The organism is Salinispora pacifica DSM 45544, from assembly GCF_000378845.1.
Classification (GTDB): Bacteria; Actinomycetota; Actinomycetes; order Mycobacteriales; family Micromonosporaceae; genus Micromonospora; species Micromonospora pacifica.
Window position 1 is genome coordinate 1383845 of record NZ_KB905359.1, and the last position, 18399, is coordinate 1402243.

General features: G+C 66.5%; 13 protein-coding genes and 6 pseudogenes. 11 read left to right on the forward strand and 8 right to left on the reverse strand.

All coding sequences use genetic code 11. The features are described from left to right. Positions 1 to 10: 10 nt before the first annotated feature. A complete protein-coding gene (locus SALPAC3_RS0106175; protein WP_026185285.1) occupies positions 11 to 1261 on the reverse strand; it encodes an MFS transporter in 1251 nt (416 codons plus the stop codon). Positions 1262 to 2018: 757 nt separating this feature from the next. Between SALPAC3_RS0106175 and SALPAC3_RS0106185 the strand changes: the two genes are divergently transcribed. Then, complete coding sequence (locus SALPAC3_RS0106185) at positions 2019 to 2855, forward strand: peptidoglycan-binding domain-containing protein (protein ID WP_033774819.1); 837 nt, start codon at positions 2019 to 2021, stop codon at positions 2853 to 2855. A gap of 171 nt (positions 2856 to 3026) precedes the next feature. On the opposite strand, the gene SALPAC3_RS0106190 is transcribed toward SALPAC3_RS0106185, so the two are convergent. Next, on the reverse strand, positions 3027 to 4439 hold the full coding sequence (locus tag SALPAC3_RS0106190) for an autotransporter outer membrane beta-barrel domain-containing protein (RefSeq protein ID WP_018220399.1): 1413 nt from the start codon (positions 4437 to 4439) through the stop codon (positions 3027 to 3029). A gap of 324 nt (positions 4440 to 4763) precedes the next feature. Between SALPAC3_RS0106190 and SALPAC3_RS0106195 the strand changes: the two genes are divergently transcribed. Both SALPAC3_RS0106195 and SALPAC3_RS0106200 read left to right on the forward strand, forming a co-directional pair. Next, positions 4764 to 6197: a nitronate monooxygenase gene (locus SALPAC3_RS0106195; protein ID WP_018220400.1), complete on the forward strand. Its 1434-nt coding sequence runs from the start codon at positions 4764 to 4766 to the stop codon at positions 6195 to 6197. Positions 6198 to 6263: 66 nt separating this feature from the next. After that, on the forward strand, positions 6264 to 6533 hold the full coding sequence (locus tag SALPAC3_RS0106200; protein ID WP_018810211.1) for a hypothetical protein: 270 nt from the start codon (positions 6264 to 6266) through the stop codon (positions 6531 to 6533). Positions 6534 to 6620: 87 nt separating this feature from the next. Here SALPAC3_RS0106200 and SALPAC3_RS0106205 read toward each other — a convergent pair whose 3' ends face one another. Next, positions 6621 to 7892: a hypothetical protein gene (locus SALPAC3_RS0106205; protein ID WP_018220401.1), complete on the reverse strand. Its 1272-nt coding sequence runs from the start codon at positions 7890 to 7892 to the stop codon at positions 6621 to 6623. 707 nt (positions 7893 to 8599) lie between these two features. Here SALPAC3_RS0106205 and SALPAC3_RS0106220 point away from each other — a divergent pair. After that, positions 8600 to 10606, forward strand: coding sequence for a hypothetical protein (locus SALPAC3_RS0106220; RefSeq protein ID WP_026185287.1), 2007 nt, complete (start codon positions 8600 to 8602; stop codon positions 10604 to 10606). Positions 10607 to 10636: 30 nt separating this feature from the next. After that, positions 10637 to 11032, forward strand: a complete 396-nt coding sequence (locus SALPAC3_RS0106225; RefSeq protein ID WP_018220405.1) for a hypothetical protein — start codon at positions 10637 to 10639, stop codon at positions 11030 to 11032. Between the two features lie 42 nt (positions 11033 to 11074). Here the strand turns inward: SALPAC3_RS0106225 and SALPAC3_RS29380 are convergent. After that, positions 11075 to 11172 (reverse strand): annotated as a pseudogene (locus SALPAC3_RS29380) (NUDIX hydrolase); the annotation flags it as partial. Positions 11173 to 11396: 224 nt separating this feature from the next. Here SALPAC3_RS29380 and SALPAC3_RS27850 point away from each other — a divergent pair. The 4 genes and pseudogenes from SALPAC3_RS27850 to SALPAC3_RS28610 form a co-directional block, all read left to right on the forward strand. Beyond that, positions 11397 to 11543, forward strand: a pseudogene (locus SALPAC3_RS27850) (SMI1/KNR4 family protein); the annotation flags it as partial. Positions 11544 to 12340: 797 nt separating this feature from the next. Then, positions 12341 to 12679 (forward strand): annotated as a pseudogene (locus SALPAC3_RS26725) (replication initiator); the annotation flags it as partial. A gap of 4 nt (positions 12680 to 12683) precedes the next feature. Then, positions 12684 to 12833: a hypothetical protein gene (locus SALPAC3_RS28250; protein WP_018220407.1), complete on the forward strand. Its 150-nt coding sequence runs from the start codon at positions 12684 to 12686 to the stop codon at positions 12831 to 12833. Further along, positions 12830 to 13353 (forward strand): annotated as a pseudogene (locus tag SALPAC3_RS28610) (peptidoglycan-binding domain-containing protein). The gene SALPAC3_RS28250 and the pseudogene SALPAC3_RS28610 overlap by 4 nt, the downstream one beginning before the upstream one ends. A gap of 302 nt (positions 13354 to 13655) precedes the next feature. Here SALPAC3_RS28610 and SALPAC3_RS0106255 read toward each other — a convergent pair. Continuing rightward, positions 13656 to 15056, reverse strand: a complete 1401-nt coding sequence (locus SALPAC3_RS0106255) for a right-handed parallel beta-helix repeat-containing protein (protein WP_408640398.1) — start codon at positions 15054 to 15056, stop codon at positions 13656 to 13658. Between the two features lie 184 nt (positions 15057 to 15240). On the opposite strand from SALPAC3_RS0106255, the pseudogene SALPAC3_RS25390 reads away from it, so the two are divergent. Beyond that, positions 15241 to 15494, forward strand: a pseudogene (locus SALPAC3_RS25390) (hypothetical protein). A gap of 719 nt (positions 15495 to 16213) precedes the next feature. Then, positions 16214 to 16814: pseudogene (locus tag SALPAC3_RS25395) on the forward strand (IS701 family transposase); the annotation flags it as partial. A gap of 218 nt (positions 16815 to 17032) precedes the next feature. Here SALPAC3_RS25395 and SALPAC3_RS0106275 read toward each other — a convergent pair. The 3 genes from SALPAC3_RS0106275 to SALPAC3_RS27860 form a co-directional block, all read right to left on the reverse strand. Continuing rightward, positions 17033 to 17455, reverse strand: coding sequence for a DUF6234 family protein (locus SALPAC3_RS0106275; RefSeq protein ID WP_026185290.1), 423 nt, complete (start codon positions 17453 to 17455; stop codon positions 17033 to 17035). Between the two features lie 99 nt (positions 17456 to 17554). Then, a complete protein-coding gene (locus SALPAC3_RS0106280; protein ID WP_018220413.1) occupies positions 17555 to 17845 on the reverse strand; it encodes a hypothetical protein in 291 nt (96 codons plus the stop codon). A gap of 42 nt (positions 17846 to 17887) precedes the next feature. Continuing rightward, positions 17888 to 18310, reverse strand: a complete 423-nt coding sequence (locus SALPAC3_RS27860) for a single stranded DNA-binding domain-containing protein (RefSeq protein ID WP_157632310.1) — start codon at positions 18308 to 18310, stop codon at positions 17888 to 17890. Between the last annotated feature and the right edge of the window lie 89 nt (positions 18311 to 18399).

The window sequence follows — 18399 nt, forward strand, 5'->3', positions numbered from 1 at the left end:
TGAACATATCTTACGTCCCCTTTGCTGCCGGCTCCATGCTGGGCCGGGGCTCGGCCGCGGCCTGACCGTCCGACCGCCGGCGAGCCCGGCCGATCGCGACAGTTGCCGCCACCAAGCCGAGGGCCAGCGTCAGTCCGGCGCAGCCGAGAATGGTGGGCTGGGCGCCGAAGCTGGTGATCATCGGTCCGCCGGCAAGGGTGCCGAGCGGCACGGAGAGAGTCGCGATCGCGCTGTACGCGGCGATCACCGGAGCTCTCGTGCTCGCCTCGGTCCGGGCCTGCAACAGGGCCATCGTGGTAGCGGGAAAGGGGGCCCAGACAAGCCCGCCCACAGCGAACATGACGAGCGCCACCCCCGTCGGCGCCCCGGCACCCAGCGGCAGCAGGGCAACGCTCCAGGCCAGCACGATGGTGATGGTGACCGGCCACAGTCGCCAGCGCCGCAGGTAGCCAGCGGCCAAACCGCCAACGATCGCGCCGGCACCGAAGACCACCCAAAACGCGGCGAGCCTTCCAGCCGAGTCGCCGGACGCCGCCCCGACGTGGACCGGCAGCGCCACCAGTATCGGCCCGTAGAGGAAGAAGAAGCCGAAGGTCAGGATGGAGAGACCACGTATGCCGCGGTCGCGTGAGATCGCAACGAAGCCGGCAAGACCGGACGACCTCCGTGCTCCGCGCGGAGCACGCGCCACCTTCGGCACGGCGAGCAGGTAGGTGATCGCCAGGACGGCGAACGTCGCGGCGTCAATGGCAATGACGACGACCGGGCCGCCAATCCCGATGATCACCGCTGCGAGGGCCGGGCCGACCAGGACCGACGCCTCGACCAGGAGACCGATGAGCGCGTTACCCGCCAAGCGGTGCTTCGGCGGGAGTAGCTCGGCGATGAGCGTGAAGCGACCGGCCGACCCCCACGACCGCAGCAGCGCGGAGAGTCCGAGCAACACCGTGTAGAGCCAGATGCCCAGCACTCCGGCGAGATGCGCAACCGGAATCAGCGCCAGCATCACGGTCCGCAGAACCGCATCCCACGCGGCCAGTTGGGCACCGCCGCGGCCACCGAGCCACCGACCGAACAGCACCGATCCGAGCGCCCCCGGCAGGGTGTACGCGGCGATCGCCACCGCAGCCCAGGTGGCCCTACTCTCCGACGGGGCCAAGTGAAGGGCAAGCCAACTAACCGCGACCAGGCTCATGCCGTCGCCCAGAGCCGACAACACGAAACCCGGGAAGAGTCTCCGCAGAATGCGGTGCCGCAACACCGGCCAGTAGGGCGAAGCCCGAATAACAGTAGGGACTGCTTTTCGGAAGGACACCCGGGAAGCATCTCGCCGCCGCCAACCAGCTGCAAGAAAATTAGCGCTCAGCAGAACTGAGGCTTCGACTAAAACAAATGCCGGCGCCGCCCCATCCGGCTCACCGGGCCGGGGTCACGAGCGGGGGCGTCAGAGCTCGTCGCAGTCTCGGCTCCCTTCCCCAGCCCAGACGCGGAACGGCCAGGCAGGAGCGGCCCGGGGACCGCCACGCCACCGGCCACCGACCGGCCGCCAGCCCGCGGGACAACCGCGCGCCGAACGCCGGCGAACATGAATAGGGCGACGAGCATCGTGGCTGCGACACACCCCGACGGTCACCGACCCGCCCGGCACAGCACCCGCGATCAAGAATGTTGATTCACATCTCGCATCAATGTCCGCCACCCACCCACAGAGCAAGCTGCGACAACGTTTTGATCATGCCCATGAGCTACGCGGCCGCTAGAATCGATTAATCATCGGCAGGCGATTATAAATTGCCCGAGATCGTGATTCATGGAGGAATCATGATCCCGCCGCTCGTGCCGAAAACGCTGGGCGTACCCGCCGATCTAATTGCATCGCATTTGAGGGAGGAACATGTCCGCCACCGACCCGCACCCGGTCCCGAACGAGGACCCGGAGCAGCACATCGGGATGCAGACCCCGGATCCATGGCTCGACCCTGAGCAGACCGACTGGCCAGTTGTGGAGGTGAAGATCGATGGCTTGGATGGTGGTACCGAACCTGGACGAAGCCCGTGATCAACTCAACAGACGATTCCCCAGTCGGGATACCAAATCGGACGGCTCGATCGGCGATACCTCCCACCAGAGCTCCCCGTCGAGCCACAACCCGGACCGGACCGGTCGGGCGGAGCATCGCGATGGCGACCAGCTCGACGAGGTACGGGCCCGAGACTTCGACGCCGACCTGCGCGACCCGGGCGGGGTCACGATGGAACAGGTCGTGCAGCTGTGGGTGAAGCTCGCTCGCTCCGGCGCGCTGTGGTGGGTGCGGTACATCATCTACAAGGACCGAATCTGGCATCGTCGGCACAACTTCGCCACCCACACCTACACCGGCTCGAACCGGCACACGACCCACTGCCACGTGAACTCGGACTTCACCCAGGCCGCCGACACGGTACGGGACACGAACTGGCAGCTCGACCAGCTCGGCAAGCCGGGACCCGTCGAGCCCGAGAAGCCGACACCGGTCCGACCCGCACCGGGGCCAGCGGTGCCATTCCCCCTCCCGAGCGGCTACTACTTCGGCTCCCGGAGCGGAGGAGATCGGTCGGTGTCGGGCCAGTATCGGCGAAAGTTCAACGGAAAATCGGACCGCCAGTGGCTCGCCATCTGGACCAAACAGCTCACCCGTCGAGGCTGGTCCGCTGGCAAGGGAAAGCGGTACCTCCGCCGAAACGGCCACGACGGCAGGTACGGCCCGGAGCACCGCGAGCTGATCAAAGCGTTCCAGGCGGATCAGGGCCTCAGCAGGGACGGGCTACTGGGCCGCAAGACGTGGGATGCCGCCTACCGCAATCCGATTAGCTGATCATCCTGCCCCAGAGCGCCGCAGCACACCGTGCTGGTCACACCCGCCCGGCGAGGGACGACAGGGCAGGATCGGGCGCGGGGCTACGGTCATCGCCAAGGTGGCTGTAACGGGGTTCCGCCCCACCGCGTACTCGCGGTGGGGCGGAACCCAAGTGCCCTGCTCGGAGGGTCAGCCGGCGCAGCCGGGGACGTCCACGCAGTTGTTGGGCCGGTTCTTGACGACCACGGTGCCGGTTGCGGTGTTCAGTTCCACCGTGCCGGCGCTGTTGAAGATGCCCCCGCCGAGGGTGATCGCGATGTTCTTGACCACCTTCGTCGTGAAGAGGCGCAACGTGCCGGTGTTGTAGATGCCGCCGCCCTGGTCGGCCTGGTTGCCGATGACCTGGGTGCGGCGCAGCACGGTCACGCCCGAGTTGTCGATGCCCCCGCCGAAGTCGGCCGCGGTGTTGTTCTTGATGAGACTGTCCTCGACGACAGCGTAGGTGCTGCCGATCTCGGGATCCTCCACGAACAGGCCGCCGGCCGCACCGGACAGCGCGGAGTTGTCGAGGAGGCCGACCTTCTGCAGCGTCAACTGCCCGGCCTCGGCGACCACGGCGCCACCACCGTCACCACTGGCGGTGTTCTTCGCCACCTTGGTGCCGGTCAGCTTGCCGCTTCCGCCCACCAGATAGAAGCCGCCCCCGTCGGACGCCTGGTTGCCGGAGATGCTGCCACCCTTGACGGTGACGGTGCTACCGCTCTGGTAGATGCCACCGCCCTGGTCGCCGGTGTTGTTGTCGAGGTGCGACTTGACGATCTCCAAGAGGCCGGTGCTGAAGATCCCACCGCCTTCCTCGCTGGTGGTGTTCCAATTGACCTTGGAATGGTTGATCTGGGTGACGCCCAGGTTGGCGATGCCACCGCCCTCGCCGTCATCCTGGACGATGTTGCGGGTGATGATGCTGTGATTGGTGGTCAACGCTCCGCCAGCGTTGACGAGGACTCCCCCACCACTGCCGTCGGTCTGGCCACCGGTGATCTTCAGGTGGTTGAGGGTGAGGTCGCCGTCGGCCTCGACGGTGAGGATCCGGAACTGTTCGACCGCGGCGGCGCGTTCGATGACGGTGTTCTTACCGCCGTTGAGCGTGATCGGCGAGGTGATCGCGGGCAGACCAGCACCATCCCCGACATCAGCGGTCAGCAGGTAGGTGCAGTCCTTCGCGAGGTCGAGCACCGCACCACCGCGGGCATTGCCGAGAGTGATCGCCGCGATCAACGCATCCGGGTCACAGGGGACCGGCGTGCCCTTCGGCTTCTCCGTCTTCCCCTGTCCCTTCCTGCCTCTCTCCTCATCGCCCTTGCTCTTCTCCTCGTACGAGGGTTGGCCCGGTTGGCCCTTGCCCCGGTGGCCGTCCCCGGGCTGGGTCTCCGCGCTGGTGGCACCTCCGGCAGAGCCGGCGGCCGGAGCCGCCGCGACGCCGACGGCGGTGAGGGCCAGGCCAGCCACGCCGGCCAGGCCGGCCGCCCACCACCGCGACCGCGACCGACGCCCGTCCGGGCGATCGGTTTCGGGTTCGTGGGTGTGATGCTGATGGTTCATCGCGGTGTCGATGTCCTTTCCCCGTTGACGGCGAGGAAGGACCAACCCAGGATCGGTCAGGCTTCCTCGGCTACCAGGCAATCGGTAGCAGCCATCTCGGACGCTAAACCGACACTGACCCCAGGAGAACATGAAGACGAAAAAACCCCTAAATGAGACAAATGCTGGTGAATTGTCGGTGCTCGCCCACTGACCCAGCCTCCGGCCGGAGGGCCCCTCGTGACCTGGCCCACCCGAGCACAGGACCAAATGCCCTGTCGCCCCCCGACCGGCAGGTCACAGGATTGCCAGTGCCGACAGAGCCGGCTGAAGGGCAGGAATCAGGTGGGACTTCCGATCATCATTCAGGGCGGGATGGGCGTCGGTGTCTCCAGCTGGCGGCTGGCCGCCGCCGTATCCGCCGCCGGTCAGCTCGGAGTGGTGTCCGGGGTCGCGCTCGACGCCGCACTGGCCCGCCGGCTACAACTCGGCGACGAGGACGGCACACTCCGGCAGGCGCTGAGCGAATTCCCCGTGCCGGAGGTCGCCCAGCGGGTGCTGGACCGCTACTACATACCGGGGGGAATCCCCGCCGATAAACCGTTCCGACCAGCACCACTGCTGAGCATGCGGCCCCGACGACACGCGAACGAACTGGCCGTGGTCGCCAACTTCGTCGAGGTCTACCTGGCCAAGCAGGGCCACCGCGGCGTCGTCGGCATCAACTACCTGGAGAAGATCCAGCTCGCCACTCCCGCCGCGGTGTACGGAGCGATGCTGGCCGGGGTCGACTACATCTTGATGGGTGCCGGCCTACCCAGTGAGATCCCGTCTTTGATCGACGCCCTGACCCACCACCGGCCCGTCCAGTTGCCCGTCGCCGTCGAGGGCAGCCCGGCGGGGGAAGCCCACACCGTCGCCTTCAACCCGCCTGACCTGACCGGCGAGCTACCGCCGCCCCTTCCACGGCCGCGGTTCCTGGCCATCGTCTCCGCCGCATCCCTGGTCACCTACCTTGCCCGCAGCCCCCGTACCCGCCCCGACGGTTTTGTCCTCGAAGGACCCACCGCGGGCGGCCACTCGGCCCGGCCACGCGGCAAAATGGTGCTCGGAGACAACGGCGAGCCCGTCTACGGCGAGCGGGACCGGATCGACCTGGCCAAGGTAGCCGCAGCCGGGCTGCCCTTCTGGGTCGCCGGCGGGCAGGCCGACCCACGGCGGTTGGCCGCCGCCCAGGCGGCCGGAGCCACCGGGGTTCAGGTTGGCACCGCCTTCGCCCTCTGCCGCGAATCCGGAATCAACCCCCAGCTGCGGCGACAGCTGCTCCAGCGGGCCACCGACGGGCAGCTCGCGATCCAGAACGATCCGGCCGCCTCCCCGACCGGCTTCCCCTTCAAGATCGCCCAGCTGGAGGGCACCGCCGCCGAGGCAGGTATCTACCAGGCCCGCGCTCGCCGATGCGATCTGGGATACCTGCGCACCCCGTACCTGCGGCCGACCGGCCGGATTGGCTTCCGGTGCCCGGCCGAGCCGGTCGACGACTACATCCGCAAGGGCGGCGCGGCGGAGGACACCACGGGTAGCCGCTGCCTGTGCAACGGGCTCATGGGCACGATCGGCCTGGGCCAGCGACGCGCCAGCGACGACACCGAGCCGCCGATCATCACCATCGGCCAGGACATCGGCGTCCTCACCGAGCTGCACCGGCGCTTCGGGGAGGACTACGCGGCCACCGACGTGCTGCACTACCTGCTCGCGGCAGCCCAGTCCGGTAGCTGACCGTACCGGCCCCGAGCACCCACCTCTCCGATTCCGGTCATCGACTGGAGTCGCTACTCTCCAGGCATGTCCGAGATTCACCTCGGGTGGGTCGCCCTGCCCCTGCTGATCGCACTTGTGCTGGTCGTCATCGTGGCCCGGAGGCGTCGACGCCGGGCTGGTCCCCGGGCCGACAGTAGACAAGAGACGATGGCGAACGCCCGCCGGGCGATCCGCCAGAGTGCCCGCCAGCGTCGCCGTCGGCGATCTGGCAGCCTCCGTGGAAAAGGTGGCGGCGGCAGCGAGGGCCAGGCCCTCGACAGCGGCGCCAGCAGCGAATCCGGCGGCGCGCCGTAGCTCTGGTGAGCTACCGCACGACGGAGCCCCACCCCTACCGCATACGGCAGGGGCGGGGCCCGGGTGAGACTGACCCGCTCAAGGTCGCTACCCGGCGCAGCCGGGAACATTCACGCAGTTGTTCGGGCGGTTACTGATAACGGTGGTGCCGGTGGCCGTGTTCAGGGTGACGATCCCACCCACGTCGTTGACGATGCCCCCGCCGTCGGTCACAGCAAGGTTGTCGGTGACCGTCGAGGCGAAGAAGGTCAGCGTCGCTGCCGCGAGATTCTGGACACCGCCGCCCGTGTCGGCCTGGTTCCCGTCGAGCTTGGTGCCGTTCAACGTGGTCATGCCAGCGTTATAGATGCCGCCGCCCTGGGCCCCGGCGGTGTTGTCGACGATGCGGCTGCCCGTGATGTCGGCCGTGGACTCCTCGTCGACAATGAGGCCAGCACCGGTCTCGGCGGTGTTGCCGGCGAGGACGACTTTCTGCATCGTCAGCTGACCCAGCAGAAAGATACCTCCACCAGCATCGGCAGCGGAGTTATTCTTGATGTGGGCGCCGGTTACCGAGCCGATTCCGCCATCAACGATGAAGAGACCAGCTCCCTGGTCGGACCAGTTGCCGGAGATGGAGCACTTGGAAACGTCGACCGTTCCTGCCGTGCTCGCGACACCGCCTCCCCCGAGGGTGCCGGTGTTCGCCTTGACCTCAGACCCGTTGACGGTCAGGGCGCCCGTGTTGTAGATGCCGCCCCCTTCCAGCGGGGCGGTGTTACGGCTGACGATCGAGCGCTTGACGGTGGTGGTCCCATTGTTGGCGATGCCGCCACCATTACCACCGGCGATGTTGCGGGTGACTACGCTGTGGCTGACTGTCAAACCCCCGCCCGCGTTGACCAGGATGCCGCCCCCATCGGTACCTGCCGTGGTGGTCTGACCACCGATGATCTTCAGGTGGTTGAGGATGAGATCGCCACCGGAGTCGACGGTGAAGATCCGGAACTGGTCGGCGGCGGTGGTGGCGCGTTCGATCGTGGTGTTCTTGCCGCCGTTGAGGGTGATCGGGGTAATGATCGTGGGCAGACCGGCACCATCGATGTCGGCGGTGAGCAGGTAGGTGCAGTCCTTGGCCAGGTCGAACACGCCGCCGCCCGCAGCGTTGGCAGACGTTATCGCGGCGATCAACGCATCCGCGTCACACGTGACGGGAGTGCCGGTGCCGGCTCCATCCCGGGCGGTCGCGATGGGCCCGGGCGCCGCATCGGTCGCCGTGCTGGAGCCGGGTACGGGCTGGTTCGGTTGAGCGTGGGCGGCGGTGGCAAGAGCGGCCGTGGTGAACGCCAGGCCGGTCAACCCGGCCATCCCGACGGCCATCCACCACCGTGGCGGCCGACTATCAGTGCGGCTGGAGCTGTCAACATGTCGTTGAGATGGCATTGCGGTCTCGGTGTCCTTCCCCGTGAACGGCGAGGAGCCCACCACCCAGGGGAACGCGGGTGGCGTGTTCCTCAGCTACCAGACAGGCGGTAGCGGCTCACCGTCGAGCTAAACCCGACACCACGCCCACAGCACGGCAAACGCGAAGGAAATACGCGAAAGAAGCTCTCATATTGCTACCGGCGAGTTACATCTCTTCGAGCCGCTGGAGTTGACGGCCGTTCTGGTCGAGGTTGCTCGGGTCAAGCCACCGTTCGTGCCTGGCACGAATCGCTGGTACTCCGACGAGGTGTACGGCAGCGGTCTGGATCGCGCGTGACCTCGCTTGCCGGCTACTACCGGGCGAACTTCCAGTTGGAGTTTGACGCCGGCGACGGTGCGGAAGGACTCCCGTTGGACCGGGGTGTCGTCGCTGGGTTCGCGCGCCAGCCCTCCGGCTCGCCCGTTATGAACGTTCCTGACTCCGGATCACGAGACTGGCGGAAACTGCTGCCCGCCGTCCCGGCAGCCCACCGCCGTACGCGCTCCGTTCGACTGACCGCCGGCCACCGGCGCCCGTCTGTGACCGTCCGCAACGCCGGAAACGCGTTTCTCCGATTGGCGATCGCTCCGTTAGGATCTCCGGCGATCAAGGAGGATGAACGGTGGGCGATTTCCAGCAGTTCGTGACGGATGTAAGATCGCGTCTGTCCACCATGTCCAGGAATGAGTTGTACGTGGTCGGCGACGGTCTCGACCGGGACTCACTCTGGCTCACCTATCTCGATTCTTTCCCCGCCGGCACCAATCTGCGGTTCCGCGAGCGATCCGAGTACGACTGCTCGACCTGCCGCGGCTTCATCAAGCGCTTCGGCAACGTCGTCGAGATCCACGCCGGGCGGGTCCGTACCGTCTGGTCCGGGGTGTCGGCCTCCGACCCAGTCTTCTCCGTCGTCGCCGCCGCTCTGGATGATTTCGTTCTTTCGCTGCCGTTGTCCACGATCTTTCGGTCCACACAGGCGCAGTACGGCACGAAGAGCACCCGAACCCTGTGGGACGGCAAAGTCGAGGTGTGGCACCACCTGCACGGCCGGGTGGAGAAGCGGCATCGCATCGAAGATATCGGCGCGACGCAGGGCACCTTTGACGCCGCGGTGCAGGTCTTCCAACGTGGCCTGGCCGAGTTGACCCAGCACGCTCTGGGTACCGTCGTCGATCTTATCGACGACAACGCCCTCTACCGCGGCACGGAGCATCGTCGGGCGGTGACCGAGTTCCGATCGCTGCAGAACAGGTGGACGACAGCGACCGACAGACGGGCCTTCGTCTTCGCCAACGCCATGAACCCGGCGGCACGCCTGCGCAACATGGTGATCGGCACCCTCGTCCAGGACCTCTCCGCGGGCGTCGACCTGGAGCAGGCGGTCCGATCGTTCGAGACGAAGGTGGCGCCGCAGAATTACCAGCGCCCCAAGGCGTTGATCACACCGGCGATGGTCAAAGCTGCCATGAAGACCATTGACGAGTTGGGCATCGAGGAGTCGTTGCAGCGACGGTTCGCTCGGCTGTCCGATGTGTCGATCACCAACGTGCTGTGGGTCGACAACGACACACAGCCGCGGATGAAAGACGGCATCGAAGGGCTGCTCATGCAGGCCACCATGAAGTCGGCAGGTGCCCGCCTGCGCGACGCGAAGCCGGAGGAGATTCCCGTGGCCTCCTTCCTGAAGGACATCCTGCCCGGTGCCGCCACCATCGACCTGTGGGTCGCCAACACCTACGAGCCGCACTTCGTCAGTCTCACGACCGGCCGGCACCCGGCTGCTCCGCGGTTGTTCAAGTGGGACAACGACTTCGGCTGGTCGTACGGCGGCAACGTCACCGACTCGATCAAGGAAAAAGTGAAACGAGCCGGCGGCAACGTCACCGGCAAGCTGCGGGTCAGCCTGTCCTGGTTCAACCACGACGACCTCGACCTGCACGTGTTCGAACCCAACGGCGACCACATCTGGTACCAAGAAAAGCGCAACAAGCTGGACGTCGACATGAACGCCGGCGGGACGCTCTCCCGCGAGCCGGTGGAGAACGTCACCTGGACCGACCGCGTCCCCGACGGTGAGTACCGGATCGAGGTGAACCAGTACCGCAAGCGGGACAGCACCCACGTTGGCTTTGTAATCGAGACCGAGAGCAACGGAAAGATCGAGCATTACAGCCACGATCGCGCGGTCGACCACAAGGAGACCGTCAAGGTGGGTCGGATGACGGTTGCCGGCGGGGAAATCACCGCCTTCCTGCCGGGAGTAGACGTGCAGCCGGGCAGTGCGGGCAAAGAGTTGTGGGGCATCACCACCGAACAGTTCGTACCGGTGTCCACCATCATGTACTCGCCGAACTACTTCGACGACAACGAGGTCGGCAACCGGCACTACTTCTTCATCCTGAAGGGGTGTGTGAACGACCAGCCGACGCGGGGGATCTACAATGAGTTCCTCCGCGGCGACCTGCAACCGCACCGCAAGGTGTTCGAGGTTCTCGGCGACCGCACCAAGTGCGAGCCGTCTCCGGAACAGCTTTCCGGCCTCGGCTTCAGCTCCACGGTCCGCAGCTCTGTGGTCGCCAAAGTGACCATGATCGGCGGCCAGCGCCGCCTCATCAGCATCCAGTTCTGATTCTCGACCCAGAAATCGGAGAAGGCCCTAGTGACTATTTTTGAAAAGGCCACGCGGGAGAAGTTCCGCTATCCGTCGACCAAGGGATTGCTGACCACGGAACAGTTGTGGGAGCTTCCGCTGACCGCCAAGTCCGGCTTCAGCCTCGATGATGTGGCCAAGGCGGTCAACGCCGAACTCAAGGCCGTCGACACCGAGTCGTTCGTGGCCACCGAGGCAAATCCGGCGAAGGCGATCCTGGAGGCCAAGTTGGAGGTCGTCAAGCAGGTCATCGCCGTCCGCCTCTCGGAGGACCAGGCGGCGAAGGCGGCGGCGGCCAAGAAGCTGGAGAAGGATAAGCTGCTGGCGGTCCTGGGCCGCAAGCAGGACGCGGTCCTGGAAAACCTGACCGAGGCAGAGCTGTTGGCCCGAATCAACAACCTGTAGCCCGCCTACAACCGCCTCCACCGGCTCCAGGCGCGGGACGTGCTCGGCGATACTCAGCCGCGCCCCGCCGGGTGTCGTCCACGACCCCGCTCACCGTGAATGGTCCACCGAGTCAACTCCGCCGCCTGCTTCTCCACCAGCCCGCCAGTATCCGCGCCGAACCCCACACCCTGCACGACAGGCGGCAACTACCGGCCACACCACCCCAGCCGCCCGACCCCTCACTTGTAGGTCCTGGGGCGCTCCGTCCATGCGCGTCCGCGCACGTCTCTGACGTCGGGTACTGATCCGTCGTTGGCCCTCCCCGCCTGGGGCCCTGTTGCTGTCATCGTTACTGTCAACAGCAGCAGGGCTACCGGCGCTCCTGGAACTGACACCAACCGACTACCGTCGACCGGTGCTCGATCCCGCAACTGTCTTCGACGGATCCGGCCCGCTGGAGAACCCGCTCACCGACGAGGTTCTACGGGCGGTGGAAGCGCAGCTTGGGTACGAGCTGCCCACCGCGTACGGAACGCAGCCTGTCTGTCTTGCCTGTCGGGCGTCCCTCGCTGTCCCATACTGACCGCTGCTTCGGGCACGGTCACCTGACATTGAGAAGGTTCGTCATGACGTTGGTCAGGAAGGGCGCTCGGCTCATCACGGTTGATGGGGTCGCCTACAGATGGCGAGTGCGGGCTAGACCAACCTATGCTCAAGCGCTGTGTGAAAAGCCGCTCGCTGTTGCTGTAGAACGGATCGACTGCAAGGGCCAGGTCGCAGTGGTCGAAGCTCAGTAGGACACCACCCAAGCCTGGCCGCGTCGCGTAGCCCCAAATGAGAGCGGCGTCCAGCAGCCGATGACCCGGCAGCAGTCCCAGCATGTCGGGCCACTGCGCCAGCCCCACGCGCGTCTCACCGTGCTCTCCCATGTCGTACGACGCATACGGCTCGCTGAACTCAAGGCCTAGCAGCTCGCCAGACCCATGCGCCATGAGCGGCGGCACTCCCTGAAAGTGCAGCCAAAAATGCACCAAGCTCTCCACGTCACCATCACGTTGGCCCTCATGCCAGTGTCGAGCCTCCGTTACTGCGACGAGGTTACGACCGATGACCTGCTCGATCAGCTCACCCATGTCCCAGCACGCTACTGGGCAGGCTTGACCTGCCAACCAGGCACGGAGAGCCCTCCATCCTGAAGCGCGCGGTGGCCATTCCGTCTGCCGTCGGCCCGCACTCCTGTGGAGCGGGCCTCCGCCCGACCCGCCACGTCAAGAGGACCTTGACCCACGGTCGGACGCTGGCGGGACGGCCCTGCGCAACCACTCCCAGCTCGGGCGGCCACTATGTCGGACTGCTACGACCACGACCACCAGGCCGTGTGGAACGGCTTCTCCGGCGAGCTGTGCACTTCCACCTCCTGCTGCGCTTCGACGGCGTCAACCCCGGTGGCTCCGGCGCACTGGTGCTGCCGCCGGCCGGGATCACCGCCCACGACCTAAACGACGCCGTGCACGCCGCCGCCCGGCAGATCACCGTCACCACCCCACCACACCCCGACCGCTTCGACGGCTGCCGGTGTCGTGCGGCGAACAGGTCGACGTGCGCCGCATCGGCAGCGGCGATGGTGCCGTGACCGACGCCAAGGTCGCCGCCTACCTGGCGAAACTTGATGCTCCGCGCCACCGAAAGCGGCAGCCGCGCGCCCAGCTCCCGCACCACCGGCGCGAACCGGCACCTCAACGGCCGCCAGAACAACCCCTTCCGCAACGGCCAGGCCACCGCCACCTACGCCAGCCGCACCCCCGGAGCCACCCCATGACCGCCCCCATCCCTTGGTTCCCCAAGCGGGACACCAGATCGGACGGCTCGATCGGCGATACCTCCCACCAGGGCTACCCGTCGAGCCACAACCCGGACCGGACCGGTCGGGCGGAATATCGCGATGGCGACCAGCTCGACGGGGTGCGGGCCCGGGACTTCGACGCCGACCTGCACGGGTCACGATGGAGCAGGTCGTACAGCTGTGGGTGACACTTGCCCACTCCGGCGGTGACATCTCGGTGTCCGGCTACCACCGCAGGAGATTCAGGGGTAAGTCGGACCGGCAGTGGCTAGCGATGTGGACCGAGCAGCTCAGCCGCCGGGGCGGGCCTGCGGGCGAGGAAGAGCGGCATCTGCGTAAGAGCGGCCACGACGGCCGGTACGGCTCAGAGCACCGAGAGCTGATCAAGGCATTCCAGGCCGACCAGGGCCTCACCCGGGATGGGCTGTTGGGCCCTGAGACGTGGGACGCCGCCTGGCGACGTGAAGGACCTTGCTCGGCAGGGCGAGGACCATGAAGCATGCCTACGCGCCCTGGAGAGCGAGCGCCCGGTGGCCGCTGCCCTCACCGGCCGCGCTGGTCTCCATCATCGCCCTGGTGGTGTCGGTCGTCGGCTACAACGCCCCCGACTGAGACGCCGGTCCTCTCCAGCCCCTCGTGTACCTCGGCCGCGTGCTACTGGGCAACGGCCATGTCAGCGCCGGCCGCCTGGAGCAGCTCCACAACCGCATCCCCCGATCCAAACCAGGAAGGGCCCCGCCCCCCTGCCGCCCGTAGACGGTAGGGGGCGGGGCCCCTCGTGGTGCCCGAACGACGGGGTCAGTCCGGGCAGCCGGTGACATTGACGCAGTTGTTCGGCCGGTTCTTTGCCACGACGGTGCCGGTAGCGGTGTTCAATTCGACCGTGCCGCCCACCTCGTTGAAGATGCCACCACCATCGGTGACGGCAATATTTTTGGCGACCTTGGCGCCGAACAGGGTGAGGGTTGCGGAGGCTTCGTTGTATATTCCGCCGCCCTGATCACCTGACTGATTACCAAAGACCTTCGTGTTTCTGAGTACCAGTTCGGCGATATTGTAAACCCCACCGCCATTGCCGCTGCCGTTGTTGTTCTTGACAATGCTGTCCATAACGACAACCGAGGCGTCTTCGTCCACGCCCAAACCACCGACAATTCCCGCTTCAGCTACGTTTTCAGCGATGACAGAGGACCTGATCGTCATCTGCACGCCAACGCTCGCGATGATGCCACCAACCACGTCACCGGCGATGTTCGCCGTAACGCTACTGTCCGCGACAAAACCAGTACCACTCATGACAAAAAGGCCACCACCAGAGCCGCGGGCGCGATTACTGGAAATTCTGCTGTGCCCGATCCGCACAGTTCCCGAACTCGTGACCCCACCTCCGTCCATGGCGGCATTGGCATGGATGCTGGACTTGCTGATTTCGAGTACGCCAGAGCTTGCCACACCTCCAGCGGCAGAGGCAGCGGTGTTGTGTCTGACGTTGGAGGCGTGGATATGAGTGGTGCCATTGTTGGCAATGCCGCCACCACTGCCGCCGGCGATGTTGCGGGTGATGGCGCTGTGACTGCTGGTCAACGTTCCACCTGCGTCCACGAAGACGCCAGCCCCGTCAGTGCCAGCGTTGGTGGTTTGTCCGCCGGTGATTGTCAGGTGGTTGAGGGTGAGGTCTCCGCCGGCGTCGACGGTGAGGATTCTGAACTCGTCGGCGGCAGCGGCGCGTGTGATGGTGGTGTGTTTGCCGCCGTTGAGAGTGATCGGGGTAGTGATCGCGGGCAAGCCCGCACCGTCGTCGATGTCGCCCATGAGTGTGTAGGTGCAGTCCTCGGCGAGGTCGAGGACAGCACCCCCGCGGGCGTTGGCGAGGGTGATCGCCGCGATCAGCGCATCGGCGCCACACCGAACCGGTGTGCCCTTGCCTTTGTCCTTCCCACCCTTGCCCTCGTGATCCTTGTTGTCGGTGGAGGCGCGGATAGGTCTTCCCAGCCGGTCATCGGCGGCGGTGACAGCGCGTTCGACGGCGCCGATAGCCGGCGCGCCGCCAACGCCGAGGCTGGTGGTGAGGGCCAGGCTGGTCATCCCGGCCAGTCCGACGGCCCGCCGTCGTGACCTCGCCCGGCGTGCACCTGGTCGGTCCGGTTTGTGTTCGTGGCGCTGATAGTTCATCGCGGTGTTGGCGTCCTTCCCCGTCACGGACGAGAACCACCGACCCCGGAGGGCGGGGCCGCGGTGGTGTTCCTCGGCTACCAGGCAGGCGGCAGCAACCACCCCGAGCTAAACCGACACCAACCCCACCAAGACATGAACCCGAAAAACATGCCTGAACGAGACATGAGACCGCCGTGGCATCAGGCCCACCCCGCACACCCGGAGAGGAATGACCCACGACTACCTGATCTCGCTCATCCACACCGCGGCCCACGCGGCTGTCGGCGCGCTGCTCGCCTGGCTGGCCTCGACGGCGGGCATCGTCCTCGACGCCGACTCGTCCACCGCCCTCACTGCCAGGGGGTGGCGCTGGCGATGGCCGGCTACTACGCCCTCGTCCGGGTGGCCGAGACGCGATGGCCGTGGCTCGGTGTGCTGCTGGGTCGGCGGGCGAAGCCCGTCTACGAGGTGCCGCCCCGCTAGCATGGTCGCTGCGCTGCCGGTCTGGCCCGACAGGCCACCATCGGCTGCTTTCGTGCCCCACCCGCTGCCGGTAGCGGCCGATGGTGCCACAGGTGCGCGAACAGGTTCGGTCTCCCAACTCGTACACTCCATCAACCGAGACGCCCTCGATGAACCGTCCCTTGGCGACCTACCTCGCCGAGCGGGCGCACACTGGATCCTGACCGTCAGGGGGCAACCAGCAAACGATCTTCAACTCGCGGCTTGACATCTATAGGAGCATCTTTGCCAGGGCCCCTGGGTGGGCGGTCGCGAGCATGGACGCCACCGGCGGAGTTCGCCGCCGCGGTCCCGTGGAATCCCGCCACAGATAGCCCCGACAGGCCACCGCACGGGATAGCCTCACACGACGAAACGCCCCGCCCGGCGCTCGGCCAGGCGGGGCGTTGTCTACAGCACGAACCTCCGTCCAACTAGGCCACGGCTAGCGCCCCGGGCTCTCGTCGGACGAAGGCGCGGCTTGGTCGGCACCGGCGGCACCGAGTCGACCAGCCTATCGGGGTAGGCGCCGGGTACGTGTCTCAGGTCGTTCGTCCTGCGCACGCTGCTGCCTGTACGAATGGTAATGCTCTCGCCGAATTCGCCTAGCTATCCGACTAAGCACAGTAAGAACGAGCATCGATATCAGTAGGGGGAGAAAATCAGTTATCCGATCCATTTTACTCCATTCCACTGGCGTCAGCCAGTTCCGCAGCGCCTTGGACGAACGCGGGATCGGCTACATCATGCAGGTCAAAGGCGACACCCTCGCCCACAAGCCAGACGTGCGGCCAGTCGAGCGGGTGTGGTCCGGGCGTGGTCGCCCACCCACCCGCACCGACCCGCGCTACCCCAAGACCGCAGTCAGCCTGACCGAACACATCCGCGCCGCCGGCCGCCGGGCTGCGGAGACGATCACCTGGCGGGACGGCTCGAAAGGCACGATGAGCTCCCAGTTCGTCTTCCTACGGGTCCGGCCGGCCGGGCACCGCGTCGCCCGCGACCCGGACGGTCTCCTGCCCGAGCGGTGGCTGATCGCTCAGTGGCCGCACGACGAGGCCGAGCCGGTCAAGTACTGGCTGTCCAGCCTGCCCGCCACCACCAGCCACACCGACCTGGTCCGCCACGGCAAGATCCGCTGGCGCATCGAACACGACTACCGCGAACTGAAAACCGGCCTCGGCCTGCCACTTCGAAGGCCGCTCCTGGACCGGCTGGCACCGCCACGTCACCCTGGTCACCGCCGCGCACCTGTTCATCACCGAACTACGCCTGGACCCAAAAGCGGATGCGCCGGCCTGACCCTCTACATGATCATCCGCGAGCTGCAACGACTCCTCGCGACCTGGACCGGCGCCGCATCACCTGCCACCAACCCGTGAAACCGCTACACCGCAACAAACGCTACCGAACCTAACAAAGCACTACTAGGCGCTCATGATCGACCTTCAGAAGCATGGTCACGCCATGGCGACCAAGATCCTCCATGAGTTCCGGCAGGCCAAACCCCGCCCCAAGCACTAGCCCCCGGGACAGCTGGCATCGTCGCCGCTGCGCTGCTGGCACATCGTTGGTGCTGGGGGTGGAGGCGAGGGCGGGTAGAGATCTCGGTACGCCTCACCGGCCACCGGCACTGCGAGGAGGCAGAGACCAAACGCGATCACCAGGTAGACAGCGGGAGTCCAGCGGAGTCGCCCGCAGACGGCCACGACGGCGATCACCACCGGGCCGGCCACCACCTCGGCCGCCAAGAGCAGCAGTGCTGTGTTGCTCCTATGCGCCCGTTGGTCAGCACCGGCAACCTGGGTGCTGTCGGAATCGGGCCAAAATTCGACGCCGATGTCGAACCACCACCGGAGCAGCACCAGCGCGCCGAGGAGCCATGCCACCGTCAGCAGCACGACGGCGCTTGGTGCCCAGGGTGCCGCAGGCCGACGATCCATGCCGACAGGTTAGCCAAGGCCACCAAGGGGTGGCGGGGACGACGACCGGTCGCGGCAGCTGCGGACACCCGACCAACCGGGAGGGTCAGCCGAACGAACTCAGCCGGATGCCTCCGGCTGGGGCAGCCCAAGCACCGTCGCCATCCACGGCAACGCTACCCGCAACTGACGCAGCTGGAATTCGCGAACCAGCGGCAGCTTTGGCAGGAGGGGCAGGCCGGCGCGGCTGGCGAAGAATTCGGTGACGAGCGTGACCACCGTCGGATCAGAGTCGGTGAGTACCTCCGAGGGCTGCGGCCCACCTTCGAGAGCGAGACTCGGCAGCCAGAAGGCGAGATCGAACTGCGGATTGCCGAGGGCCGCTTGGTCACCGCCACGATCGCCGCACAAGCGACACGCCACAACGACCTAACAAAGCACTACTAGCCGTGGTCAGTTCGGGACTGCGGCGGCAAACCTCGCTGGGGCGGTGACGATCAGGCTGGCGACCGCCCACCGGTCGCCCTCCACGACGATGGCTCCGAGCTCTCTCATTGAGTGGACCCACCCCGATTGAGCCCCCGGGGCGAACACAGCAACCGTCACCTCATCGCCGCCCATAGTGCAGGTGCCCATCTCGTACCGCCCCGGATCGAGTGCGATCTGCTCTCCGCCGTTGCATCCGGCGGACCACATGAGCGCTACCACACCAAACACTGTGGTCTGTGCTGCCGGGGTCGGCGCTTGAGGGCCCCAAGTCACGGGATCCGTGCTGTTGCTGCCCTGGGATGCCTGGGAGGTGGCTAGGACTAGCCAACTGAGCGCCAGGCCGACGAGGACGCCAATCAAGGATGCAGCTAGGTCCCGGCGCACCATCGCTCCCCTCGTCGGTGGGCTGCCGCCACAGCAGTGATCACGATTCGTGTGCGGGTCACTACCGCACCGTGCGCCCGGCCGTCAAACCA

Coding starts and splice junctions, on each gene's coding strand:
- SALPAC3_RS0106275 (WP_026185290.1), bottom strand. CDS start 17,455: ATGGATCGTCGGCCTGCGGCACCCTGGGCACCAAGCGCCGTCGTGCTG.
- SALPAC3_RS0106190 (WP_018220399.1), bottom strand. CDS start 4,439: ATGAACCATCAGCATCACACCCACGAACCCGAAACCGATCGCCCGGAC.
- SALPAC3_RS28250 (WP_018220407.1), top strand. CDS start 12,684: ATGCTCCGCGCCACCGAAAGCGGCAGCCGCGCGCCCAGCTCCCGCACC.
- SALPAC3_RS0106185 (WP_033774819.1), top strand. CDS start 2,019: ATGGCTTGGATGGTGGTACCGAACCTGGACGAAGCCCGTGATCAACTC.
- SALPAC3_RS27860 (WP_157632310.1), bottom strand. CDS start 18,310: ATGGTGCGCCGGGACCTAGCTGCATCCTTGATTGGCGTCCTCGTCGGC.
- SALPAC3_RS0106200 (WP_018810211.1), top strand. CDS start 6,264: ATGTCCGAGATTCACCTCGGGTGGGTCGCCCTGCCCCTGCTGATCGCA.
- SALPAC3_RS0106205 (WP_018220401.1), bottom strand. CDS start 7,892: ATGGCCGTCGGGATGGCCGGGTTGACCGGCCTGGCGTTCACCACGGCC.